Annotated in this window: 17 protein-coding genes and 1 pseudogene; 14 read left to right on the plus strand and 4 right to left on the minus strand. The window is 72.7% G+C overall.

The window, feature by feature from the left end:
• Positions 1-161: 161 nt before the first annotated feature.
• The 7 genes from ACZ63F_RS32950 to ACZ63F_RS32980 all read left to right on the plus strand — a co-directional run bounded on the left by ACZ63F_RS32950 (position 162) and on the right by ACZ63F_RS32980 (position 6,973).
• The gene (locus ACZ63F_RS32950) at positions 162-1,412 is read left to right on the plus strand and encodes a serine hydrolase domain-containing protein (protein WP_469716669.1); all 1,251 of its coding nucleotides are present in this window, start codon (positions 162-164) and stop codon (positions 1,410-1,412) included.
• Between the two features lie 215 nt (positions 1,413-1,627).
• Positions 1,628-3,148: an ATP-binding protein gene (locus tag ACZ63F_RS32955; RefSeq protein ID WP_469716672.1), complete on the plus strand. Its 1,521-nt coding sequence runs from the start codon at positions 1,628-1,630 to the stop codon at positions 3,146-3,148.
• Positions 3,145-3,567 carry a roadblock/LC7 domain-containing protein gene (locus ACZ63F_RS32960; RefSeq protein WP_382727458.1) on the plus strand — a complete coding sequence of 141 codons (423 nt, stop codon included), beginning with the start codon at positions 3,145-3,147 and terminating at the stop codon, positions 3,565-3,567. Before ACZ63F_RS32955 ends, ACZ63F_RS32960 begins: the two co-directional genes overlap by 4 nt.
• On the plus strand, positions 3,564-3,926 hold the full coding sequence (locus ACZ63F_RS32965; protein WP_469716675.1) for a DUF742 domain-containing protein: 363 nt from the start codon (positions 3,564-3,566) through the stop codon (positions 3,924-3,926). Before ACZ63F_RS32960 ends, ACZ63F_RS32965 begins: the two co-directional genes overlap by 4 nt.
• Positions 3,898-4,521 carry a GTP-binding protein gene (locus ACZ63F_RS32970; protein ID WP_352367461.1) on the plus strand — a complete coding sequence of 208 codons (624 nt, stop codon included), beginning with the start codon at positions 3,898-3,900 and terminating at the stop codon, positions 4,519-4,521. The genes ACZ63F_RS32965 and ACZ63F_RS32970 overlap by 29 nt, the downstream gene beginning before the upstream one ends.
• A complete protein-coding gene (locus tag ACZ63F_RS32975; RefSeq protein WP_469716677.1) occupies positions 4,518-5,744 on the plus strand; it encodes a cytochrome P450 family protein in 1,227 nt (408 codons plus the stop codon). The genes ACZ63F_RS32970 and ACZ63F_RS32975 overlap by 4 nt, the downstream gene beginning before the upstream one ends.
• Positions 5,741-6,973: a cytochrome P450 family protein gene (locus ACZ63F_RS32980; protein WP_469716680.1), complete on the plus strand. Its 1,233-nt coding sequence runs from the start codon at positions 5,741-5,743 to the stop codon at positions 6,971-6,973. The genes ACZ63F_RS32975 and ACZ63F_RS32980 overlap by 4 nt, the downstream gene beginning before the upstream one ends.
• 144 nt (positions 6,974-7,117) lie before the next feature.
• Here the strand turns inward: ACZ63F_RS32980 and ACZ63F_RS32985 are convergent, their stop codons facing one another.
• Positions 7,118-8,647, minus strand: coding sequence for a helix-turn-helix domain-containing protein (locus tag ACZ63F_RS32985; RefSeq protein ID WP_469716682.1), 1,530 nt, complete (start codon positions 8,645-8,647; stop codon positions 7,118-7,120).
• 494 nt (positions 8,648-9,141) lie between these two features.
• On the opposite strand from ACZ63F_RS32985, the gene ACZ63F_RS32990 reads away from it, so the two are divergent.
• From ACZ63F_RS32990 to ACZ63F_RS33000, 3 genes are all read left to right on the plus strand, one after another.
• On the plus strand, positions 9,142-9,762 hold the full coding sequence (locus ACZ63F_RS32990) for an L-threonylcarbamoyladenylate synthase (RefSeq protein WP_351961436.1): 621 nt from the start codon (positions 9,142-9,144) through the stop codon (positions 9,760-9,762).
• Between the two features lie 114 nt (positions 9,763-9,876).
• Complete coding sequence (locus ACZ63F_RS32995; protein ID WP_469716686.1) at positions 9,877-10,632, plus strand: dienelactone hydrolase family protein; 756 nt, start codon at positions 9,877-9,879, stop codon at positions 10,630-10,632.
• 159 nt (positions 10,633-10,791) lie between these two features.
• Complete coding sequence (locus ACZ63F_RS33000; RefSeq protein WP_469716688.1) at positions 10,792-11,991, plus strand: glycoside hydrolase family 64 protein; 1,200 nt, start codon at positions 10,792-10,794, stop codon at positions 11,989-11,991.
• A 57-nt stretch (positions 11,992-12,048) separates the two neighbouring features.
• On the opposite strand, the gene ACZ63F_RS33005 is transcribed toward ACZ63F_RS33000, so the two are convergent.
• Positions 12,049-14,454, minus strand: a complete 2,406-nt coding sequence (locus tag ACZ63F_RS33005; RefSeq protein WP_469716690.1) for a M4 family metallopeptidase — start codon at positions 14,452-14,454, stop codon at positions 12,049-12,051.
• A 256-nt stretch (positions 14,455-14,710) separates the two neighbouring features.
• Positions 14,711-15,154 (minus strand): GNAT family N-acetyltransferase, encoded by a 444-nt coding sequence (locus ACZ63F_RS33010; protein ID WP_469716692.1) that lies wholly within the window; start codon positions 15,152-15,154, stop codon positions 14,711-14,713.
• 149 nt (positions 15,155-15,303) lie between these two features.
• Here ACZ63F_RS33010 and ACZ63F_RS33015 point away from each other — a divergent pair, with 149 nt between their 5' ends.
• From ACZ63F_RS33015 to ACZ63F_RS33030, 4 genes and pseudogenes are all read left to right on the plus strand, one after another.
• The gene (locus tag ACZ63F_RS33015; RefSeq protein ID WP_469716695.1) at positions 15,304-15,954 is read left to right on the plus strand and encodes an NADPH-dependent F420 reductase; all 651 of its coding nucleotides are present in this window, start codon (positions 15,304-15,306) and stop codon (positions 15,952-15,954) included.
• Positions 15,955-16,109: 155 nt separating this feature from the next.
• Positions 16,110-16,274: pseudogene (locus ACZ63F_RS33020) on the plus strand (MHYT domain-containing protein); the annotation flags it as partial.
• A 444-nt stretch (positions 16,275-16,718) separates the two neighbouring features.
• The gene (locus ACZ63F_RS33025) at positions 16,719-18,221 is read left to right on the plus strand and encodes a metallophosphoesterase family protein (RefSeq protein ID WP_469716697.1); all 1,503 of its coding nucleotides are present in this window, start codon (positions 16,719-16,721) and stop codon (positions 18,219-18,221) included.
• Positions 18,222-18,298: 77 nt separating this feature from the next.
• Positions 18,299-19,333: an LLM class flavin-dependent oxidoreductase gene (locus ACZ63F_RS33030; protein ID WP_469716699.1), complete on the plus strand. Its 1,035-nt coding sequence runs from the start codon at positions 18,299-18,301 to the stop codon at positions 19,331-19,333.
• A 1-nt stretch (position 19,334) separates the two neighbouring features.
• On the opposite strand, the gene ACZ63F_RS33035 is transcribed toward ACZ63F_RS33030, so the two are convergent.
• Positions 19,335-20,309, minus strand: a complete 975-nt coding sequence (locus tag ACZ63F_RS33035) for a TauD/TfdA dioxygenase family protein (protein WP_469716701.1) — start codon at positions 20,307-20,309, stop codon at positions 19,335-19,337.
• Positions 20,310-20,371 lie beyond the last annotated feature (62 nt).

Below are 20,371 nucleotides of genomic sequence, written 5' to 3' on the forward strand. Positions count from 1 at the left end.
GCAGCCAACATACCCCCACCGCCGCGCCAACCCCTCCCCCCCCCCCCCCCTCCCCCCCCCCCCCCCCCCCCCCCCCCCCCCCGGCCGTGCTCGTATCCTGTGAGCTCGGGGTTCTGACGCCCGGCCCACCGCACGTTCCCCCACGTGCTTGGAGTCAGCCCATGCCGCACACGTCCGCCATGCTGCGCCGGGGGGCCTCGGTCGCCGTCGTGCTGGGGACGCTGACCATCCCCCTCGTCGCGGCCCCCGCCCCCGCACCCGCACCCGCCGCGGTCGCCGCGCCGTCGCCCACCCCGTCGCCGTCCGGCAGTTCCGGCGTCCGTGCGATGACTCCGGCGGTGGCCCGGCAACTCGACGCGGTCGTCCAGCACGTGATGCGCGAGGCGGACGTGCCCGGCGTGACCGTCGGAGTCTGGACCCCCGGGCAACGCGACTACGTTCGCTCCTTCGGGGTCGCGAACAAGACGACCGGGCAGAAGATGTCCCGCGACCTGTACATGCGGATCGGCAGCGAGACCAAGACGTTCACCGTGACCGCGGTGCTGCAACTCGTCGACCAGGGCAGGGTCGGCCTGGACGACCCCGTCGGCAGGTACCTCGACGGCGTGCCGGGCGGCGACCGGATCACCCTGCGGGACCTGGCCGGGATGCGCAGCGGGCTGTTCGACTACTCGCAGGACGCCGGCTTCTTCAAGGCCCTGACGTCGGATCCGCGACGCTCCTTCACGCCGCGGCAACTGCTCGGGTACGCGTTCCGGCACCCGGCGATGTTCCTGCCCGGCGAGAAGTTCTCCTACTCCAACACCAACCTGATCCTGCTCGGCCTGCTCGTCGAGAAGGTGAGCGGACAGCGGCTCGGGGACTACCTCGAACAGCACGTCCTGAAGCCCGCGGGCCTGCACCACACGCTGTTCCCGACCGGGAACGAGTTCCCCACCCCGCACGCGCAGGGCTACACGGACCAGACGGCGACCGGGAAGGTCGCTGAGACCGCCGGCTGGAACCCGTCCTGGGGCTGGGCCGCCGGCGCGATGATCTCGGACCTGGACGATCTGCACACCTGGGCGGGGACCGTGGCCACCGGCGTCTTCCCCGACGGTACGGCCATGGTCGGGCCGGCCGTCCAGAAGCAGCGGCTGACCACCCCGGCGACCGGCATCCGGGGCGCCGGGTACGGGCTCGGCATCTTCGACGTCCAGGGGTGGATCGGGCACAACGGCTCCCTGCCGGGCTACGAGTCCCTGACCGTCCATCTGCCCTCGACGCACACGACCCTGGTCGTGCTCCTCAACACCGACATCGCCTACAAGGGCGACATCGAGCCCAGCACCCTGTTCGGCGAGGCGGTCACCCGGATCATCTCCCCGGCCCACGTCTTCGACCTGCCGGTGGCCGCCTCCGCCACGCGGTGACGGAACACGGTCACGGAGCCTCAACTCACCTGTTCTGTACGGCATTTCAGACACTTGACACAGAAGCGAACAGTCACCGAACGGATTCGCAGTGATGTAGCGATTCACCGTGCGAGGCCGGTCAATGACGGTGTGTACTGTGCAGCGAGCGCCACACGGGAGGGGCCCGGGCTCCCCCCTGCCCACTGCCGCCCTACCCCCTGGAAACCGATTCCATGATCGAATTACCGGAACTGGTGGCCGGTGGTCTCGCCGCCGGAACGCTCACCGCGCTCGCCTTCGGCGGCAGCCTGCTCAGGTCCCGGCGCCAGAAGGCCGCGCTGCGCGCCGAGGTGACGGAGCTGCGCGCGCGGCTGGAGGGCACCGAAGGCGCGTTCATCACCGAGGTCGAGCATCTCGCCGCCCGCCGGATGCCCGCGGCCGCCGCCCAGCTCGCCCACCCGCACCTGAGGGTGCCGGGGCCTGCCGGGCAGCACACGCCGGGGACTCCCACCGGGATCGCGCTGGAGTACGTGCTCACCGCGCTGCGCGAGGAGCTGACCGCCCAGCGCACCCGGATCGACGCGGCCGCGCAGGCCGGACTGCGCGGCGCCACCAGGGAGATCCAGGCCGCCCTCTACCGGTTGCAGGACGCCCTGCGGGGGCTCCAGCAGCGCTACGACGACCCGGAGCTGGCGCAGACGCTGTTCGCGCTGGACCACGAGAACGAGCAGTCGCTGCGGCGGGCGCAGGTCGCGGCGGTGGTGTGCGGGGCCTGGGTGGGGCTGGCCCGCGAGGAGTCCCACGTGGTGGACGCCGTCACCGGCGGCCAGGCCCGGCTCTCGGGCTACCACCGGGTACGGGTCAACAACCACCTGGAGCCGGGCACCGCCCTGGTGTCGCACGCGGTCGAGCCGGTCGCCATCATCGTCGCCGAACTCCTCGACAACGCGCTGCGCCACTCGGCGCCGGACACCGATGTCGTGGTCGATCTGGAGCACGTCCACCACGGGGTGTGCGTGACCGTCGACGACGCGGGCCTCGGCATGACGCACGACGAACGGGCCCGCGCCCAGCGGCTGGTGGCGGGCAGCGACCCGATCCTGCTGACCGACCTGGGCGACCCGCCGCGCATGGGCCTGGCCGCGATCGGCCAGCTCACCCGCCAGTTCGACCTCAACGTCGACGTCTCCTCACCCTCGCCGTACGGCGGGGTGCGCGCGGTGCTGCGGGTGGACAGCCACCTGCTCGGCCGGATCGACCCGGGCGAACGGCCCCCCTCGGCCAGCGCGCCGCGGTCGACCCGGGAGCGCGCGGTGCGCCGGGAACCGGTGCGGGAGGCCGCGGGGCGCGCGACGCCCGTGCGCGCGGGAGCCGTGCCCGAGGTGCCCGTGCCCGAGGTGCCCGTGCCCGAGACGCCCGTGCCCGAGGTGCCTGGGCCCGGGATCATGCCGGCCGGGTTCCCGGCCGTCGCCGGGCCGGCACCGGACCGGGCCGGGCCGGCCGCCGAGCACGAGCGCACCCCCGCTCCCGGCCGCGGGGACCCCGGGGACCTGGCTGGTCTGCCGCGGCGGCGCCGCCGTACCCCGGCCGCCGCCCCCGACGCGCCGCAGCCGCAGCCGGCCGCGCGCCGGCCCGAGGAGGCGGCGGCCGCGCTCGCGGCCCTGCAGTACGGCACCGCGGCGGCGCGGGCCCCCAAACGGGCGAGCGCGCCCGAACCCCAGCGGACCGACGACGAAGGAGGGGCGGCCGGATGACCAGCCGCGAAGTGGGCGAGACGGCATGGGTGCTGGACCCCGTCCTGCAGGTTCCGCATGTACTGGCCGCCGTCCTGCTCACCCGGGACGGCCTCGCGACCGGCTACACCGACGGGCTGTCCCGGGCGAGTGCCGAGCGGGTCGCCGCGATCACCAGTACCGTGCAGGGTGCCTGCCGGGCCGCGGCGGCCGCGTTCGCGGACCGGGACCGGGCCGACGTACGGCAGGTGGTCATCGAGTCGGACCACGGGTACGTGCTGATCGTGCCGACCGACCACGGCACGTGTGTCGCCGCCTACGGCGACCCGGAGGTGCGCCTGGACCTGCTGGCGCACCGGGTGCACTCGCAGGTGGCCCGGCTGGGCGAGAAGGCGATGGCGGCCGCGCCCAGAGGCTCCGACGGCGGCGCGCCGGCATGACCGGCCGCCGTGGCGGCCGTCCCCTGGTCCCCGCGTACCTGTCGACCGGCGGGGTGGCCCGGCCCAGCCGTCCGCACCTGGAACGGCTGACCGTGCTCACCCGTGCCGGGACTCCCCTGCCCGCCGGTCTGCCGGCGGCCGAACTGGCCCTGCTGGAACTGCTGTTGGGCGGCGCGCTGACGGCGGTGGAGGCGGCGGCGCTGCTGCGGCTGCCGTTCTCCGCCGTGCGGGTGCTGGCCGCCGACCTCGTCGACCGGGACCTGGTCCGGACCCGCGCGCCGATCCCGCCCGCCGAACGGTTCGACCCCGACCTGCTGAAGAGAGTGGCCGATGGCCTCCGCGCCCTCAAACACCGGTGAGCTGCCCCGCAGGGGTGGCACCCATCTCCCCGACGGCGCCCGCGACCTGGTGAAGATCCTGGTCACCGGGCCGTTCGGGGTGGGCAAGACGACCCTCATCGACTCGGTGTCGGAGATCCGGCCCCTGCACACCGAGGAGCATCTGACCGAGGCTTCCGTCCCCGTCGACGACCTCGACGGGGTGCGGGAGAAGGACACGACGACCGTCGCCATCGACTTCGGGCGGATCAGCCTGTCCGGCGGGGTCGTGCTGTACCTGTTCGGGACACCGGGACAGGACCGGTTCCGGACGCTGTGGGACGACATCTCCTACGGGGCGCTCGGGGCGCTGGTCCTGGTCGACAGCCGCCGCATCGACGCCTCGTTCGACGTGCTCGGCCTGCTGGAGGAGGCGGGGCTGCCGTACGCGGTCGCCTTCAACGCGTTCCCCGACGCGCCGAGCCACTACACCGGCGACCAGCTGCGCGCCGCCCTGGACCTGGCGCCGGGCACCCCGATGGTGACCTGTGACGCCCGGGACGCGCACTCCTCGGTGGACGCGCTGCTCGCCCTCGTCCAGCATCTGATCGACGACCGGCCGGCGGAGGCCCGATGAGCGCTCAGCAGTCCTTCACCGTCTCGGGTCCGGTACGGCTGTGGGAGGAGGGGTTCGCCCGCAACCCGCACGGCTACTACGCGGCCCTGCGCGCCCAGGGCCCGGTCGGCTGGGCGGAACTCGCGCCGGGCACCCCGGCGTACGTGGTCACCGAACGCCGCGCCGCCCTCGACGTACTGCGGGACGTGGAGACGTTCTCGCACGACCCGCGGGACTGGGAGGCGACCGTGCCCGAGGACTCCCCGCTGCTCGGCATGATGCGCTGGCGGCCCAACGCCCTGTTCTCCGACGGCGACGCGCACATCCGCTACCGGACCACCCTCATCGACGTGTTCGACCTGATCGAGCCGCACGACCTGCGCCAGCTGGTGCACCGGGCGGTCCGGCTGCTGGTCGACCGGTTCGGGCCCAAGGGGGAGGCGGACCTCGTCACCGACTTCACCCGGCCCCTGATGGCCCTGGTCTTCAACAACCTGTTCGGGCTGCCGGACAGCCAGGGCGACCGGCTCAACGAGGGTCTGCTGAAGATGATGGAGGGCGGCGCCCAGGCGGCCGCGGGCGAGGCGGACTTCGCCGAGTACGTGCTGCGGCTGATCGCCGCCAAGGTGGAGGAGCGCGGTGAGGACCTGCCGAGCATGCTCCTGGACCATCCCGCCCGGCTGACCCCGGAGGAGGTCACCTGGCAGGTGTTCCTCACCCTCGGCGCCGGCTACGAGCCGAGCACGAACCTCGTCTCCAACGCGCTCTCCCGGATCCTCGGCAACCCGGTCTACTACTCCACGCTCACCAGCGGCGCCCGCCCGGTCATGGACGCGGTGATCGAGGTGCTGCACCACGAGACCCCCCTGGCCAACTACGGCATCTACTACGCCCGTCGGCCGGTCTCCTTCCACGGGGCGTGGGTCAGGCCGGCGGTCCCGGTGGTGGTCTCCTTCGGCGCGGTCGGCCTGTTCGCCGAGCGGGAGGTCACCGGCGGCCGGCGCGCGGCGGACGCCTCTCACCTGTCCTGGGGTGCCGGCCCGCACGCCTGCCCGGTCCGGCACCATGCGCTGCTCATCGCGACGGAGGCGATCGAACAGCTGACCCTCTGGCTGCCCGACCTCGACCCGGTCCTGCCCCGCGACAGGCTCAGCTGGCGGCCCGGCCCGTTCCACCGCTCGCTGACCTCGCTGCCCGTCCGGTTCAGCCCCCGCTCCCCCGACCAGCCTGGAGAGTCGCCGTGACCGTCACCGACCGCATCGCTCTCGACCCGTTCGGCTCCGACATCCCGGCGGAGAGCGCCCGGTTGCGCGCCCTCGGCCCCGTCGTGCCCGTCGAACTGCCCGGCGGCATACCGGCCTGGGCCCCCACCGGCTACGACGTCCTGAAGGAACTCATCCTCGATCCCCGGGTCAGCAAGGACCCGCGCAAGCACTGGCGGCTCTGGCCGGAGATCGGCGAACACCCCTCCTGGGGCTGGGTGGTGAGCTGGATCGGCGTGGTGAACATGCTCTCCGCGTACGGCCCCGACCACACCCGGCTGCGCAAGCTGGTGGCGCCGAGCTTCACGCACCGCCGTACCGAGGCGATGCGGCCGCGTGTCACGGCGATCGCCGCGGAACTGCTCGACGGCGTGGCGGCCGCGGGTGCCGACGGCTCGGTGGTGGACCTGCGGGCCGCTCTCGCGCAGCCGCTGCCCATGCGGATGATCTGCGAACTGTTCGGCGTGCCGGACGAGCTGCGGGACGACACCGGCGCGCTGATCGCGGCCATCATGGACACCTCCGACCCGGCCCCCGAGCACGCCGCGTTCGTGCAGGAGCGGATCGGCACGGTCCTCGGCGGGCTGATCGCGTACAAGGTGGAGCACCCGGGCGACGACATGACCACGGAGCTGATCCGGGTCCGCGACGAGGACGGCGACCGGCTCAGCGACGAGGAACTGCTGTACACGCTGCTGCTGGTGATCGGCGCCGGGTTCGAGACCACGGTCAACCTGATCGGCAACGCGGCCGTGGCGCTGCTGACGGATCCGGCGCAGCTGGCGGCGGTGCGGACCGGGGCGGTCGGCTGGGACGCGGTGATCGACGAGACGCTGCGGGTGCATCCGTCCATCGCCTCGCTGCCGCTGCGGTTCGCGGTGAGCGACCTGAAGGTCGGGGGCGTCACCGTTCCGGCCGGGGACGCGATCATCACGACGTACGCCGCGGCCGGCGTGGACCCGGCCCACTACGGGCCGGACGCGGCCGTGTTCGACGCGGCCCGGGGCGGTGACGACCACCTGGCGTTCGGGATCGGCGTGCACCGCTGCATCGGTGCGCCGCTGGCCCGGGCGGAGGCACTGGCCGCACTGCCCGCACTGTTCGAGCGGTTCCCGGGGCTGCGGCTGGCGGTCGGGGCGGACGAGCTGCGGCAGGTGCCGTCGTTCATCGCGTGCGGCTGGCAGGAGATCCCGGTACGCCTGGAGGCGTGAACCGGCGCCGTGGGGGCGGCGCAACGGGGACGGCGGGGGCCTCGACCGGTCCCCCGTTCCGGTCGTGCCCCCGCGCATCGTGACCATACGTCCGGCTCCGGCCGTTGGGTATCGCGCCGATGCCCGTTCGTGCCCGCTGAGGGCTCACCCGTGCACAGGTGAGTCCGGTTGGCCCGGATTCGCCCGCAGCAGGACGGGTGCGGCCAGGTCTCCGAGGGCGAGGTGGGCCAGCACCACCTCGTACAGGTCGGTGCCGGCGGCCAGCAACTGGCGTTCCAGGACGGGTTCGGCGCCCCGGACGTGTTCGCGGACGGTCTGGGCGTGCACGCCCAGGTCCTGGGCGGCGCGTTCGGCGTTGCCGCCGGCGGCGATCCAGGCGCGCAGGGTGCCGCGCAGGTCGCGGCCGTCCCTGACCAGGCGGTCCAGCAGGTCGCGCGCCCAGGCCCGCAGCCCCGGACCGGCCAGCAGGTCGCCGAGGCGGACGCCGGACGGACCCGGCACCGTGGCGGCGAGTTCCTCCGTCAGGGCCGCCTGGGTGTTCAGGGCCAGGTGGGCGGTGGCCCGCACGGTGAGGTCGGAGAAGTCCGCGCCCAGCAGCGCCTCGACCCGGTCCATGCGGGCGCGCACGGTGTTCCGGCTGACGCCGAGCACCTTGGCCGCGCTGACGGCGGTGAACTCCAGGCCGAGACGGGTGGTCGCGAGGAGTTCCGCGCGGGTGTGGTGGGGCAGGGTGTCCAGCGGCCGCAGCACGGCGGCGGACCAGGCGTGCAGTGCGCGCGGGTCCATCAGCCGCTCCGGGTGGGTGCGTTCCGCGTAGACGGCGGCCTGGCCGGGGCGGAAACGGGCGACGGCGAGCGCGCTGAGGGCCTGGCCGTAGGCGGCGGCCGTCTGGGCCAGGTTCTGCCGGACGCTGCCGCCGAGGAAGGTGCCGGGGCGGCCGCCGACGAGCGAGCGCAGCCGCTCCGCCGTCGCGGGCGCGGGACTGAGGACGATGACGTGGCCGTCCATCGCGGGGCAGCGCACGACGAGGGCCTGGCCGCGGGTGACGACCACGCAGTCCTCGGCGAGGCCGTCGCGTTCCGCCGGGTGCCCCTCGACGATGTAGACGCAGGCGCTGTCGGTGTCGAGCAGTCCGGGCCACAGGCCGGCGGCGACCCGGCGGGCGGAGACGGTGTCCTCCACCATCAGCAGCTGCAGGATGGCCAGGCGCAGGTCGGCGGTGGCCCGCCTCAGCCGGTGGCCTGCGGCCGTCAGCTCCCGCTCGCGCAGCAGGAGTTCGACGACGCCGGCGGTGTGGGTGACGATCTCCGCGGCGCGCCGGTCGAAGGGGGTCGCGCGGGCCACGGCGAGCAGTGCGGGGGCGGCCGGACGGGGACCGGGGGCGCGGACCGCGACCAGCCGCAGGTGGCGGTCGCCGTCCTGGACGGCGGCGGCGGAGATCCGCCCGGCGGTCACGTCCGCCACGACATCCGCGTCGAGGGGCACCGGGGTCCCGGCGAGCAGGGTGCCGTCGCCGTCCTGGAGGCAGACGGTCCCCTGCACGGCACCGGCGAGCCAGGCGACGACCCGGCGCGGGTCGCGGGCGCCGGGACGCAGATGGTCGAGGAGCCGCTCGGCCCAGCCGTCGCCGTTCAGTGCCGGGTGCTGGGGGCCCTCGCCTGCTCGGCCTGCCATCTCGCCCTGCCCCTCGTCCCTCGCGTCGGCCTCGGTCCACGGACGTTACCCGATGGCCGAAGCCCGTCCCGACCAGCGGGCACGGCTCCGCCGGCGGCCCTCGGGGGAAGGGCCGCCGACGGAGAAGCCTCACCCGGGGCCGGGGGGAGGGTCCCGGGGTGGCTGACTCTTCGGGTGCCCAGTAATCCACGGGGTATGCACACCGATTTCTGGCCCGCAAACTCCCGGTACGAGGGCAGCGCCCCCGAAGCGGCGCTGGGGGTGCCCCCGGCCGAAGGCTGGGGGAGGAACTGCGCGACCAGCCACAACGGCACCGCAGAGGGCATGTCGCGGCGCGGAGCGCCCGCGAAGGGGCGCGGGGAACTGCGCGACCAGCCACGACGGCGCCGCAGACGGCGGACGGCCTCTCGCGGCACCTGCGGACGGCCTCTCGCGGCACCTCCCGCGGAGCGCCCCGCCCGGCCGGAACTCGCCGTACGGCATAAGCTCGGCGGATGGCGAAGTACTTCGACGTGCACCCCGACAACCCGCAGCCGCGCAGCATCTCGCAGATCGCCGACGCGGTCCGGTCGGGGTCGCTCATCGCATATCCGACCGACTCCTGCTACGCGCTGGGCTGCCAGCTCGGCAGCCGGGACGGCATCGACCGGATCCGCACCATCCGGCATCTCGACGACCGTCACCACTTCACGCTGATGTGCCGGGACTTCGCGCAGCTCGGCCAGTTCGTGCGCGTGGACAACGACGTGTTCCGGGCCGTGAAGGCGTCGACGCCCGGCAGTTACACCTTCATCCTCCCGGCGACCCGGGAGGTCCCCCGCAAGCTGCTGCACCCGAAGAAGAAGACCGTCGGCGTCCGCATCCCGGACCACGTGGTCACCCAGGCGCTGCTGGCGGAGATGGGCGAGCCGCTGCTGTCCAGCACCCTGCTGCTGCCGGACGAGGACGAGCCGCTGACCCAGGGCTGGGAGATCAAGGACCGGCTGGACCACCAGGTGGACGCGGTGGTCGACTCCGGGGAGTGCGGCACCGAGCCGACCACGGTCATCGACTTCTCCGGCGGCGAGGCGGAGATCGTCCGCCGGGGCGCGGGCGACACCTCCCGCTTCGAGTGAACTCGACGATCCCCCGTCCGCGGCTCTCTCACCCTCGCGTGCCACGATGATCGTGACATGCCGCGCCGGGTGTCCCCCACCCCGACGCCGACTCCACAGAGAGGCACTTGCGCCATGACCGCCGTACAGGGAACCGACGTGGACGTCACCACCGAGGACGGCGTCGCCGACGCCTACCTGGCCCACCCCGCCGACGGACTCCCCCACCCGGGCGTGCTCCTGTACCAGGACGCCTACGGGATCCGTCCGCACCTGAAGTCGATGGCGGACCGGCTCGCCGGCGCGGGCTACACGGTCCTGCTTCCGAACGTCTTCTACCGCAGCGGCCGCACGCCGGTCATCGACCTCCCCGAGTTCATCGACCCCTCGGCGGACCCGACGATCTGGCAGCGGATCACGCCGATCATGATGTCGCTGACGCCCGAGCTCAGCGACCGGGACTCGGCCGCGTACCTGAACTGGCTGGCCGAGAGCCCGCTGGTGGCCGACGGGCCGGTGGCGATCACCGGTTACTGCATGGGGGCCCGGCTGGCCGTGCGCACCGCCGCGGCGTTCCCGGACCGGGTGGCGGCCGCGGGCGGCTTCCACGGCGGCCGGATGGTCACCGACGACGCGGACAGCCCGCACCTGCTGGCCGACCGGATCACCGCGGAGCTGTACTTCGGATTCGCGGACCAGGACCAGTCCATGACGGAGGAGCAGATCGCCACCTTCGAGGCGGCGCTCACCGCCGCCGGGGTCCGCAACACCTGCGAGATCTACCGCGGCGCCGACCACGGTTACACGCAGGCCGACACCCCGGCCTATTCCGCCGAGGCCGACGAGCGGCACTGGTCCGCTTTGCTCGACCTGCTGAAGCGCGCCTTCTGAGCCACCCGCCGCACCCGGTTCCGGGGCCCGCCGACCGGCGGGCCCCCATTTTGGTCCACATTGTTGACATGGACTCGACCGGCCGCCAACCTGAGAGCGCTCTCAGAACTGGTCCGGACCAATTTCCGGGCCAACCCCGACCCCACACGGAGGTGGAGAGTGCGCACAGGACTCGTACGCCGGACGCTGCCGCTCACGGCCGCGGCGGCACTGATCGGCGGAGTGCTCACCCTGGGCACGCCGGCACCGGCCGGGGCGGCCGTGCCGGACACCATCCCGCTGAAGATCACCAACAACTCCGGCCGCGGCGACCAGGTCTACGTCTACGACCTCGGCACCCAGCTCTCCTCGGGACAGCAGGGCTGGGCCGACGCGAACGGCACCTTCCACGCCTGGCCGGCCGGCGGCAACCCGCCGACCCCGGCGCCGGACGCCTCGATCACGGGCCCGGCGGCGGGCCAGTCGAAGACGATCCGGATCCCGAAGTTCTCCGGCCGGATCTACTTCTCCTACGGCCAGAAGCTCGACTTCAGGCTGACCACCGGCGGTCTGGTGCAGCCCGCGGTGCAGAACCCGACCGACCCCAACCGGAACATCCTCTTCAACTGGTCCGAGTACACGCTGAACGATGCGGGTCTGTGGATCAACAGCACCCAGGTGGACATGTTCTCGGTGCCGTACGCGGTCGGGGTGCAGCGTTCCGACGGCAGCACGGCGAGCACCGGACACCTCAAGTCGGGCGGCTACAACGCCTTCTTCAGCGCCCTGCGCGGTCAGTCGGGCGGCTGGGCCAACCTGGTGCAGACCCGCTCCGACGGCACCGTGCTCCGCGCGCTCTCCCCGCTCTACGGCGTGGAGACGGGGGCCCTCGCCTCGACCGTCATGGACGACTACGTCAACCGGGTCTGGTCGAAGTACGCGACGTCGACCCTGACCGTCACGCCGTTCGCCGACCAGCCGAACACCAAGTACTACGGCCGGGTCTCGGGGAACGTCATGAACTTCACCAACTCGGCCGGAGCGGTGGTGACGAGCTTCCAGAAGCCCGACGCGAACAGCATCTTCGGCTGCCACAACCTGCTCGACGCGCCCAACGACCAGGTACGCGGGCCGATTTCGCGCACCCTCTGCGCGGGCTTCAACAGGTCGACGCTGCTGACGAGTCCGAACCAGCCGGACACCAACCCGGCCGACTTCTACAAGGACTCGGTGACCAACCAGTACGCGCGCGCCGTCCACGCCCAGATGGCCGACGGCAAGGCGTACGCCTTCGCCTTCGACGACGTCGGCAACCAGGAGTCGCTGGTCAACGACGGCAGTCCGCAGCAGGCGTACCTCACGCTGGACCCGCTGAGCTGACCCGCACGAGTGTCCCGCACCCCGGCTCGCGGGTGCGGGACACTCGGCTGCCGTGCGTCAGCCGGTCGTGACGGCGGTGTCGTCGACGACGAAGCTGGTCTGGAGCGAGGAGTCCTCGGCACCGCTGAACTTCAGGGTGACGGTCGAGCCCGCGTAGGACCCGAGGCTGAAGGACTTCTGCACGTACCCGGAGGCCGCGTTGAGGTTGGAGTACGTGGCCAGGGTGGTCGAACCGGCGGTGACCGTCAGCTTGTCGTACTGGGTGCTGGTGGTGGTCTCGGCCGTGTCGATGTGCAGGTAGAAGGTGAACGTGGTCGCGGTGCAGCCGGACGGGATCGTCACCGACTGGGACAGCGTGTCGGTGTGGGTCGATCCGTAGCCGTCGAGCCACGCCTTGTAGGAGCCGGTACGGGCCGCCTCGCCGCTGTCGGTGGTGATGACCCCGCTGGTCGCGGTCCAGGTCGTGTTGCCCGACTCGAAGCCCGGGTTGCCGAGCAGCTGGGTCGAGGTGCAGGTGCCCCCGCCGCCGCTGGAACTGACGGTCCAGGTGAAGGAGGCCGTGCCGGTGGCGCCCGTCGAGTCGGTCACCGTGACGGTGGTGCTGTAGCTGCCCGCCGTCGTGGGTGTGCCGGTGATGGCGCCGGTCGAGCTGTTGATGGACAGGCCGGTCGGCAGGCCGGTCGCCGCGTAGGTCAGCGAGCCGCTGTTGGTGCTGCTCGCCGATATCTGCAGGCTCACCGCGGTGCCGACGGTCGAGGACTGGCTGCCCGGGTTGGTGACCGTGACGCCCGAGGTGGGCACGGTGATGTGGCTGCCGACGTTGATGCCGGCGAACGCGTTGCCGACACCCGCGTACTGGGTGGAGCTGGTGCCGTAGAGCGCCGCGGCCGCGTTCAGGGCGGCGGTGCGGGCTGCGGAGTAGTTGGTGCTCGACGTCATGTACGTCGTCAGCGCCTTGTACCAGATCTGCAGGGCCGCGGCCCGGCCGATGCCGGCGACGGCGACGCCGTCGGAGGTCGGGCTGTTGTAGGTGACGCCGTTGATGGTCTTGCTGCCGCTGCCCTCGGACAGCAGGTAGAACATGTGGTTCGCCGGGCCCGAGGAGTAGTGCACGTCGAGGTTGCCGACCCCGGAGTACCAGCTGTCGGCCGACGAGCCGTCCTTGCTCGGCTTGTCCATGTAACGCAGCGGCGAGCCGTCGCCGTTGATGTCGATCTTCTCGCCGATGAGGTAGTCGCCGACGTCGGAGGAGTTGTTGGCGTAGAACTCCACACCGGTGCCGAAGATGTCCGAGGTCGCCTCGTTCAACCCGCCGGACTCTCCGGTGTAGTTGAGACCGGCCGTGTTCGAGGTGACGCCGTGGCTCATCTCGTGGCCGGCCACGTCGAGCGAGGTCAGCGCGTGGGTACCGCCGGAACCGTCGCCGTAGGTCATGCAGAAGCAGGAGTCGTCCCAGAAGGCGTTGACGTAGCTGCTGCTGTAGTGGACGCGGGAGTACGCCGCGACACCGTCGTTCTTGATGCCGCTGCGCCCGAAAGTGTTCTTGTAGAAGTCCCAGGTCATCTGGGCGCCGTAGGCCGCGTCGGCGCCGGCGGTCTGGGTGTTGGAGCCGGATCCGGTGCCCCAGACGTCGTCGGAGTCCGTCATCAGGGTGCCGGTGCCCGACGTGCCGTTGTTGAGGTTGTACGTCTTGTGGCCGCCGCGCGTGGTGTCGTACAGCTGGTACGTCGAACCCGACAGCGTGGTGTTGAGCGTCACCGTGCCGCTGTACTGGGTGTTGCCGGTGCCGGTCTGGACGGCCTGGTAGCGGTAGAGCTCCTTGCCGGTGGTGGCGTCCGTGACGACGTGCAGCCTGCTGGGCGTGCCGTCGTCCTGGAAGCCGCCGACCACGGTCTCCCAGGCGAGCTTCGGGGTGCCGCTGCCGGCCCAGATCACCTTGCGGGCGCTGTCGGCGACGGGCTTCTGGGCGTCGAGGGCCTTGGCCGTCCTGAGCGCCTTGGTCTGGGCGGCGGACTTGCTGTAGGCCGCGCTGACCGTGGGCACCGCGACGGTGTGCCTGTTGTTGTTGAAGGTCGTGCTCACGGTGCCGGCCGCGAGCGAGGCGGGCGGGGTGTGCACGATCAGGTCGCCGCCGAGGACCGGCAGACCGGCGTAGGTGCGCTCGTAACGGGTGTGGACGGTGCCGTCGTTGTCCTTGACGACGTCCTTGACGACCAGTTTCTCCTTGGCGCCGAGACCGATGGTGCGGGCGGTCGCGGCGGTCTTCTGCTGGGCGCTCCTGAGCAGCGCGCTGTGCTGGGCGGGGGTGAGCTTGGCCGATACGCCGCCGGTGCGCAAGGGGCTGGGGTGGGGGGCGGCGGGCTTGGCGTTCGCCGGTACCGACTGGATGCCGACGGCGAGGAAGGCCGCGGTGGAGACCAGGGCGGCTCCTACCGTGGCCCGTCTGTGGGGAAGACGTCTCACTCGTACTCCTCCTGCTGCGGCCGCCGGGTCGCGGCCGGTGACAGACCGGGCAGACGGGGATGTGCTGTCCGGGAAGAGCTGAGCTGTGCGGGAACCGGGATCCGGGACCGGGGTGCGTGGTCCGTGATCCGTGGACACGCCGGGGAGAGGGCGCGTGCTGAGCGAGGATTCCAGATTTGACCCGCGCATGTCAGTCAGGCGGGGGCGTTCGAGGGTTTTCCCTATGCACGGCGGGGCGGCCGGGACGGAACGGCGCTCACGGGGACGGCGGACGCACCATGAACACGTCGACCCGGTCCTCGGTCTCGACCACGAACCCGTGGCGCTCGTACAGGCGCCGGGCCGCGCTGCCCTGCAGCACGTTCAGCCGGACGGGGACGCCGTCGCGGTCGCACCGCTCCAGCAGCGCGCGCAGCACGGCCGAGCCGATGCCGTCGCCCTGCGCGTGCGGAGCCAGATAGAAGTGCTCCAGCCACCGGGCATCCCCGGCCGGCCGCAGCGCCACACAGCCGGCGAAGGCGCCGCGCACCTCGATCACCCAGGTGTGGGCCGCACCGAACCCGTCCCGCAGCCGCTGCCTGACCCGCCGCTCGTCGTACCGCCCGAGCCGCTCCAGGTCGCCCCGCATGACGACGGCACGCAGTTCGGCCACCGCCTCGACGTCCGCGTCCGACGCCGGCCGCATCGCCCAGTCCCCCATGTTCGACACGCTATCCGACGCGGCCGGCGGACCGTCGACGCGCAGGCGGCTTCGAGCACCAGCCCGAGCCATGCCAGGCCGACCGATTTATCCTGGTTCAGGACGAACGGGACCGTCGGCAGCTCCCACCGCACGGAAGGGGCTCACGCATGCGGGTCTTCATCGTCGGCACGGGCAACATGGCGGGCGGTATCGCCACCCGGGCCCTGGCGGGCGGGCACACGGTCCGGCTGGTCGGCACGGACCCGGCCAAGGCCATGACACTCGCCGACGCACTGGGCGAGCGGACGCCGGGGGCGGACGTGGCGCCCGCGGTGCCGGACGCGGTCGGGTCGGCGGACGTGGTGGTGCTGGCCGTGCCGTTCGACGCGGCGAGGGAGGTCGTGACCGAGTACGGGGACCGGCTCGCCGGGAAGACCGTCGTCGACATCTCCAATCCCGTGGACTTCTCGACCTTCGACTCGCTGACGGTGCCCGCGGACAGCTCCGCCGCCCAGCAGCTGGCCGAGGCCGCGGCGCCGGGCACGCATCTGGTGAAGGCCTTCAACACCACGTTCGCGGGCTCGCTGGTCGCGGGCGAGGTCGGCGGGCTGCCGCTGGACGTGTTCATCGCCGGCGACGACGCGGCGGCCCGCGACCAGGTGGCCGAGCTGGTCTCGTCCGGCGGCCTCAATCCGGTGGTCGTCGGCGGGCTGCGGCACGCCCGGGAGCTGGAGGGCATCCAGCTGCTGCACATGGCCCTGCAGACCCGGCCCGAGGGGCACGGCTGGATGAGCGCGATCAAGATCGTCGCACCCTGAGCTTCCCGGGCCCGCCCGCACCGCGGCCCTTCGGCGGCGGTTGTGGCCCCTGGTTCCCGACAGGCAGCCGACGTCCCGGCGAATGCCCCGGCCCACACCCCCGGCGCGTAGTACCTTCCCCCACAACAGCAGTGACTCTGGGGGGAGTTGCACACATGCAGGGCACGACGGACGGTTTCCACTACGGCGCGGTGACTCCGGTCGCCGCCTACCTGACGGCCTGTCTGGGCGGGGCGCTGGGGCTGCGCTGCATCGTCAGGTCGCTGTACCACCACGGGGAGTCGTGGCGGCCCGGCTGGCTCGCCCATGGAAGCCGATCATCGCGACGAAGTGCATCGTCCAGATGCCGCAGCCGATCGAGGCCGCCCCCCAGGGGGAGCGACGACCCGCCGGTGGCGCCCGCGAGGACGGCGCGCTGGCGCCCGCCGGGCCGGCCCGGCACGCACACACCCCGGAACCGCACCGGCCGCTCGCCGCGCCCGGCACCCGGCGGCGCGGGCTCGCACGCCACGGCGGCGCACGCCGCGCCCTCCGGCACGGACCGGTACGGCACCCCCGGGCCGCACGGCACCCGGCGCGACCGGCCGGTTCGGCACCCCGGGCCGGCCCGCATCGGGCGGTAACGGCCGGTTCGGCACCCCCGACCACCCGGCGCCCGGTCCGCGGGGGCCGTACGGCGCCCCCTCGAACCCCTACGAGTGGTGACCGGGTCCGGCCCGAACCCCCGTCCCGCGGCCATCCGTTGATCGTTGTACGGTTCCCGCGTGTCTGACTCCTCACGCGATACCGCAGAAGGCGCCGGCTGGGGCGAGGCCGAGCGCGGCGCCTACCGCCAACTGATGCCGGACCATGTCGAGAAGCTGTTCTGGTTCAACCCGAGGACCATGTGGGCCGCGCGCAACGGTGTGCTGGCCTCCTGGTTCGGCGACCCCACCGGCCGTACCCGCAGCCGTTGGGTGGCGCAGCGGGCGGCTGCCGGGGCGCCCGCCGACAAGCTGATCCGGCGTCATGAGGCGGACCGGTTCTCGTTCATGGTGATCGGTGACACCGGTGAGGGCGACGACTCCCAGTACGCCGTCGTGCCGGGGTTCCTGCGGGTGAGTCAGGACACCGACTTCGCGGTGATCGCGAGCGATGTGATCTATCCGGTCGGCGCCACCGACGACTACGGCACCAAGTTCTTCCGCCCCTACCGGGACTATCCGGCGCCTGTCTACGCCATACCGGGCAACCACGACTGGTACGAGGACCTCGGCGCGTTCATGCGCGTCTTCTGCGACGACACCCCGGCGCTGCCGGCCGAACCGGGGCCGCGCCCGCTCACCCGCGCCTGGTGGCGCGCCCTGCTGTGGCACCGCCCGCGTCCTGCGGACGAACAACTCCTGGCCGACGCCAGGAAGATGCGGGGGCAGCAGGAACAGACGGCCGTGCAGCCGGGGCCGTACTGGGCGATCGACGCCGGACCGGTCCGCATCGTCGGCATCGACACCGGCCTGCTCGGCACCATCGACGCCGAACAGGGCGCCTGGCTGCGGGAGGTGTCCCAGGGGCCGCGTCCGAAGATCCTGGTCACCGGCTCCCCGCTGTACGTGGACGGCGAGCACCACCCGTGCGCGATCGAGGGCGGCGGCACGGTCGACGACATCGTCCGCGACCCGGCCCACCACTACGTGGCGGCGATCGGCGGCGACATCCACAACTACCAGCGCTACCCCGTCGACGTGGCCGGGCGCACCATCCAGTACGTGGTCGCGGGCGGCGGCGGCGCCTTCATGCACGCCACCCACACCATCCCCCCGGTGTCGGTCGCGAACGTCACCGAGGACGACTTCCGCTGCTACCCGCTGCGCGGCGACTCGCTAGCGTTCTACAGCCGGCTGTACGGCCGCCGGCTGCGGCTCCGCCGCTTCTTCACGCTCACCGAGGCGGAGGCGACGGCCGTGATCGCCGAGCGCCTCGGCATCCGGCCCGGCCGTACGCCCGCCGAGCAACCCCGGGTCACCCGCCGCGCCCGCCTGGTGGCGACCCTGCTGGGCGCCGGCAGCCGCCCGGACCGCGGGCCGCGCTTCCGGCTGCCCGTGAAGAAGATCTACACACAGCTGTTCTCCCCCGGCTCGGCCACCTACAGCCCGCCCTTCTTCAAGTGCTTCCTGCGCCTCGACGTCAGCCCGGAGGCGGTACGGCTGCGCTGTTTCGCCGCCACCGGGAACCGCCCGCAGGAGCTGGACCCGCCGGTCGAGGACGAGATCACCATCCCGCTGCTCTGATCCGAAGCTGATCACACTCCCGCAATGTTCGGGTGCCACAATCGGGGCAGAACTGACGTACGACCGCTGGAGGACCCGTGCCGTCCACCCCCCGTCCCCTGCGCAGACTGGGCTTCCTCACCATCGGCCTGTTCGACGGCGCGGATCCGGGCCGGGGGCACGAGTCCACGCTGGAGATCATCGAGCTGGGCGAGCGGCTGGGCTTCGACAGCGCGTGGGTGCGCCACCGGCACCTCCAGTACGGCATCTCCTCACCGGTCGCCGTGCTCGCGGCGGCCTCGCAGCGCACCAGCCGCATCGAGCTGGGCACCGCGGTGATCCCGCTGGGCTGGGAGAACCCGCTGCGGCTCGCCGAGGACCTGGCGACCGTCGACCTCCTGTCCGGCGGCCGCCTCAACCCCGGGGTGAGCGTGGGCCCGCCCATGCACTACGAGCAGGTCAGGGAGGCCCTCTACCCGGACACGGCCGACGTCGAGGACTTCAGCTACGAGCGGGTGCGGCGGCTTCTTGACTTCGTCCGGGGCAAGCCGGCCACCGACTTCAGCGGGGTGGAGGGCTTCGAGGTGTTCTCCGACGTCGTCCAGCCGCACTCCGCGGGGCTCGGGCGGCGGCTCTGGTACGGCGGCGGCAGTCTCGGCTCGGCGCGCTGGGCGGGCGAGCACGGCATGAACTTCCTGACCAGCAGTGTCGTACGGGCCGGGGACCCGGCGGACGCGTACGACTTCGCGGAGATCCAGCTCTCGCACATCCGCGAGTTCCGCGCCCGTCACCCGGACGGCGAGGCGGCCCGGGTCTCCCAGGGCCTGGTCGTCATCCCCACCGACTCCGCCACGCCCGAGCAGCGCGCCAAGTACGAGGCCTACGCGGCCAAGCGGCTGCCCCGCACCTCGGCCCCGCAGGGTCCCGGCCGGCTGCTGTTCGCGCCGGACATCGTCGGCACCTCGGCGGAGATCGCCGAACAGCTGCATGCGCACGCCGCCTTCCGCGAGGTCGACGAGGTGGCCTTCGCCCTGCCGTTCACCTTCGAGCACGAGGACTACGTGCAGATCCTCACGGACATGGCGACCCGTCTGGGCCCGGCGCTCGGCTGGCGCCCGGGGGCAGCGCCCTGAGTCACCAGCGGCGCACCTCCGTGCCGGTCACCGGTTCCGACGGCTTGCCGTCCACCCCGACCGGCACCTCGCCGTGCAGCATCACCCGGTGCATGACGCGGGGGAAGCCCAGGTGGGCGTTGTCGCCGGGCGCGAGGTGGATGGTGGCCCTGTTGTCCCAGAAGGCGACGCTGCCGGGCTCCCAGCGGAAGCGGACCGTGTACTCGGGCCGTACGGCCTGTTCGAGCAGCATCTCCAGGAGCGCGGCGCTCTCCGGGCGGGAGACGCCGGCGATCTGCTCGACGTAGTAGCCGTTGACGTACAGCACCCGCTCCCCGCTCTCCGGGTGGACGCGGACCAGCGGGTGCACCGAGGCCACCTGGTGGTCGAGGAGGTGGCGCAGGTAGGAGTCGTCGCCGGGGCGGGGCTGGTAGCCGACGCCGAGGCGGTGCTCGGCGCGCAGGCCGTCGACGAAGGCGCGCACGGGCGCGGAGAGGCCGGCGTAGGCGGCGGCCAGGTTGGCCCAGGTGGTGTCGCCGCCGTAGGGAGGGACGGTCTCGGCGCGCAGGATGGTCGCGGCGGGCGGGTCGATGCGGGCTCCGTGGTCGCAGTGCCAGCCGCGCAGCAGGGTGTGCCGGCGCCGCTGGAGCCACTCCTCGTGCTCCATCCCGAACCGGCCGCCGAGCTCCAGGCGGTCGGCGGTGGTCTCCACCTCGGGGAAGCCGGCCGGTGACGCGCTGCCGCGCCGGCCGAGCACGACCGGTTCGCCGAAGCGGCGGGCGAAGGCGACGTGCCCGGCGTGGTCGAGCCGCTGGTCCCGGAAGAAGACGACCTTCCAGCGCAGCACTGCCTCGCGGATCAGGGCGACCACGGCGTCGTCGAGTTCCGCGGTGAGGTCGACCCCGGTGATCTCGGCCCCGATGTGCCCGGCGACGGGCCTCACCTCGGCTCCGGCGGCGCCCGGTGCCCGTCCTGCCGTACCCCGGTCGGTCGTCATGCGTACTCCGCGTGGTCGTCGGTACCCGTCCAGGAAAGATCGTGTCAGCCCAGCCCGCACCG

The sequence above is a fragment of the Streptomyces sp. NPDC104761 genome, from assembly GCF_055583445.1.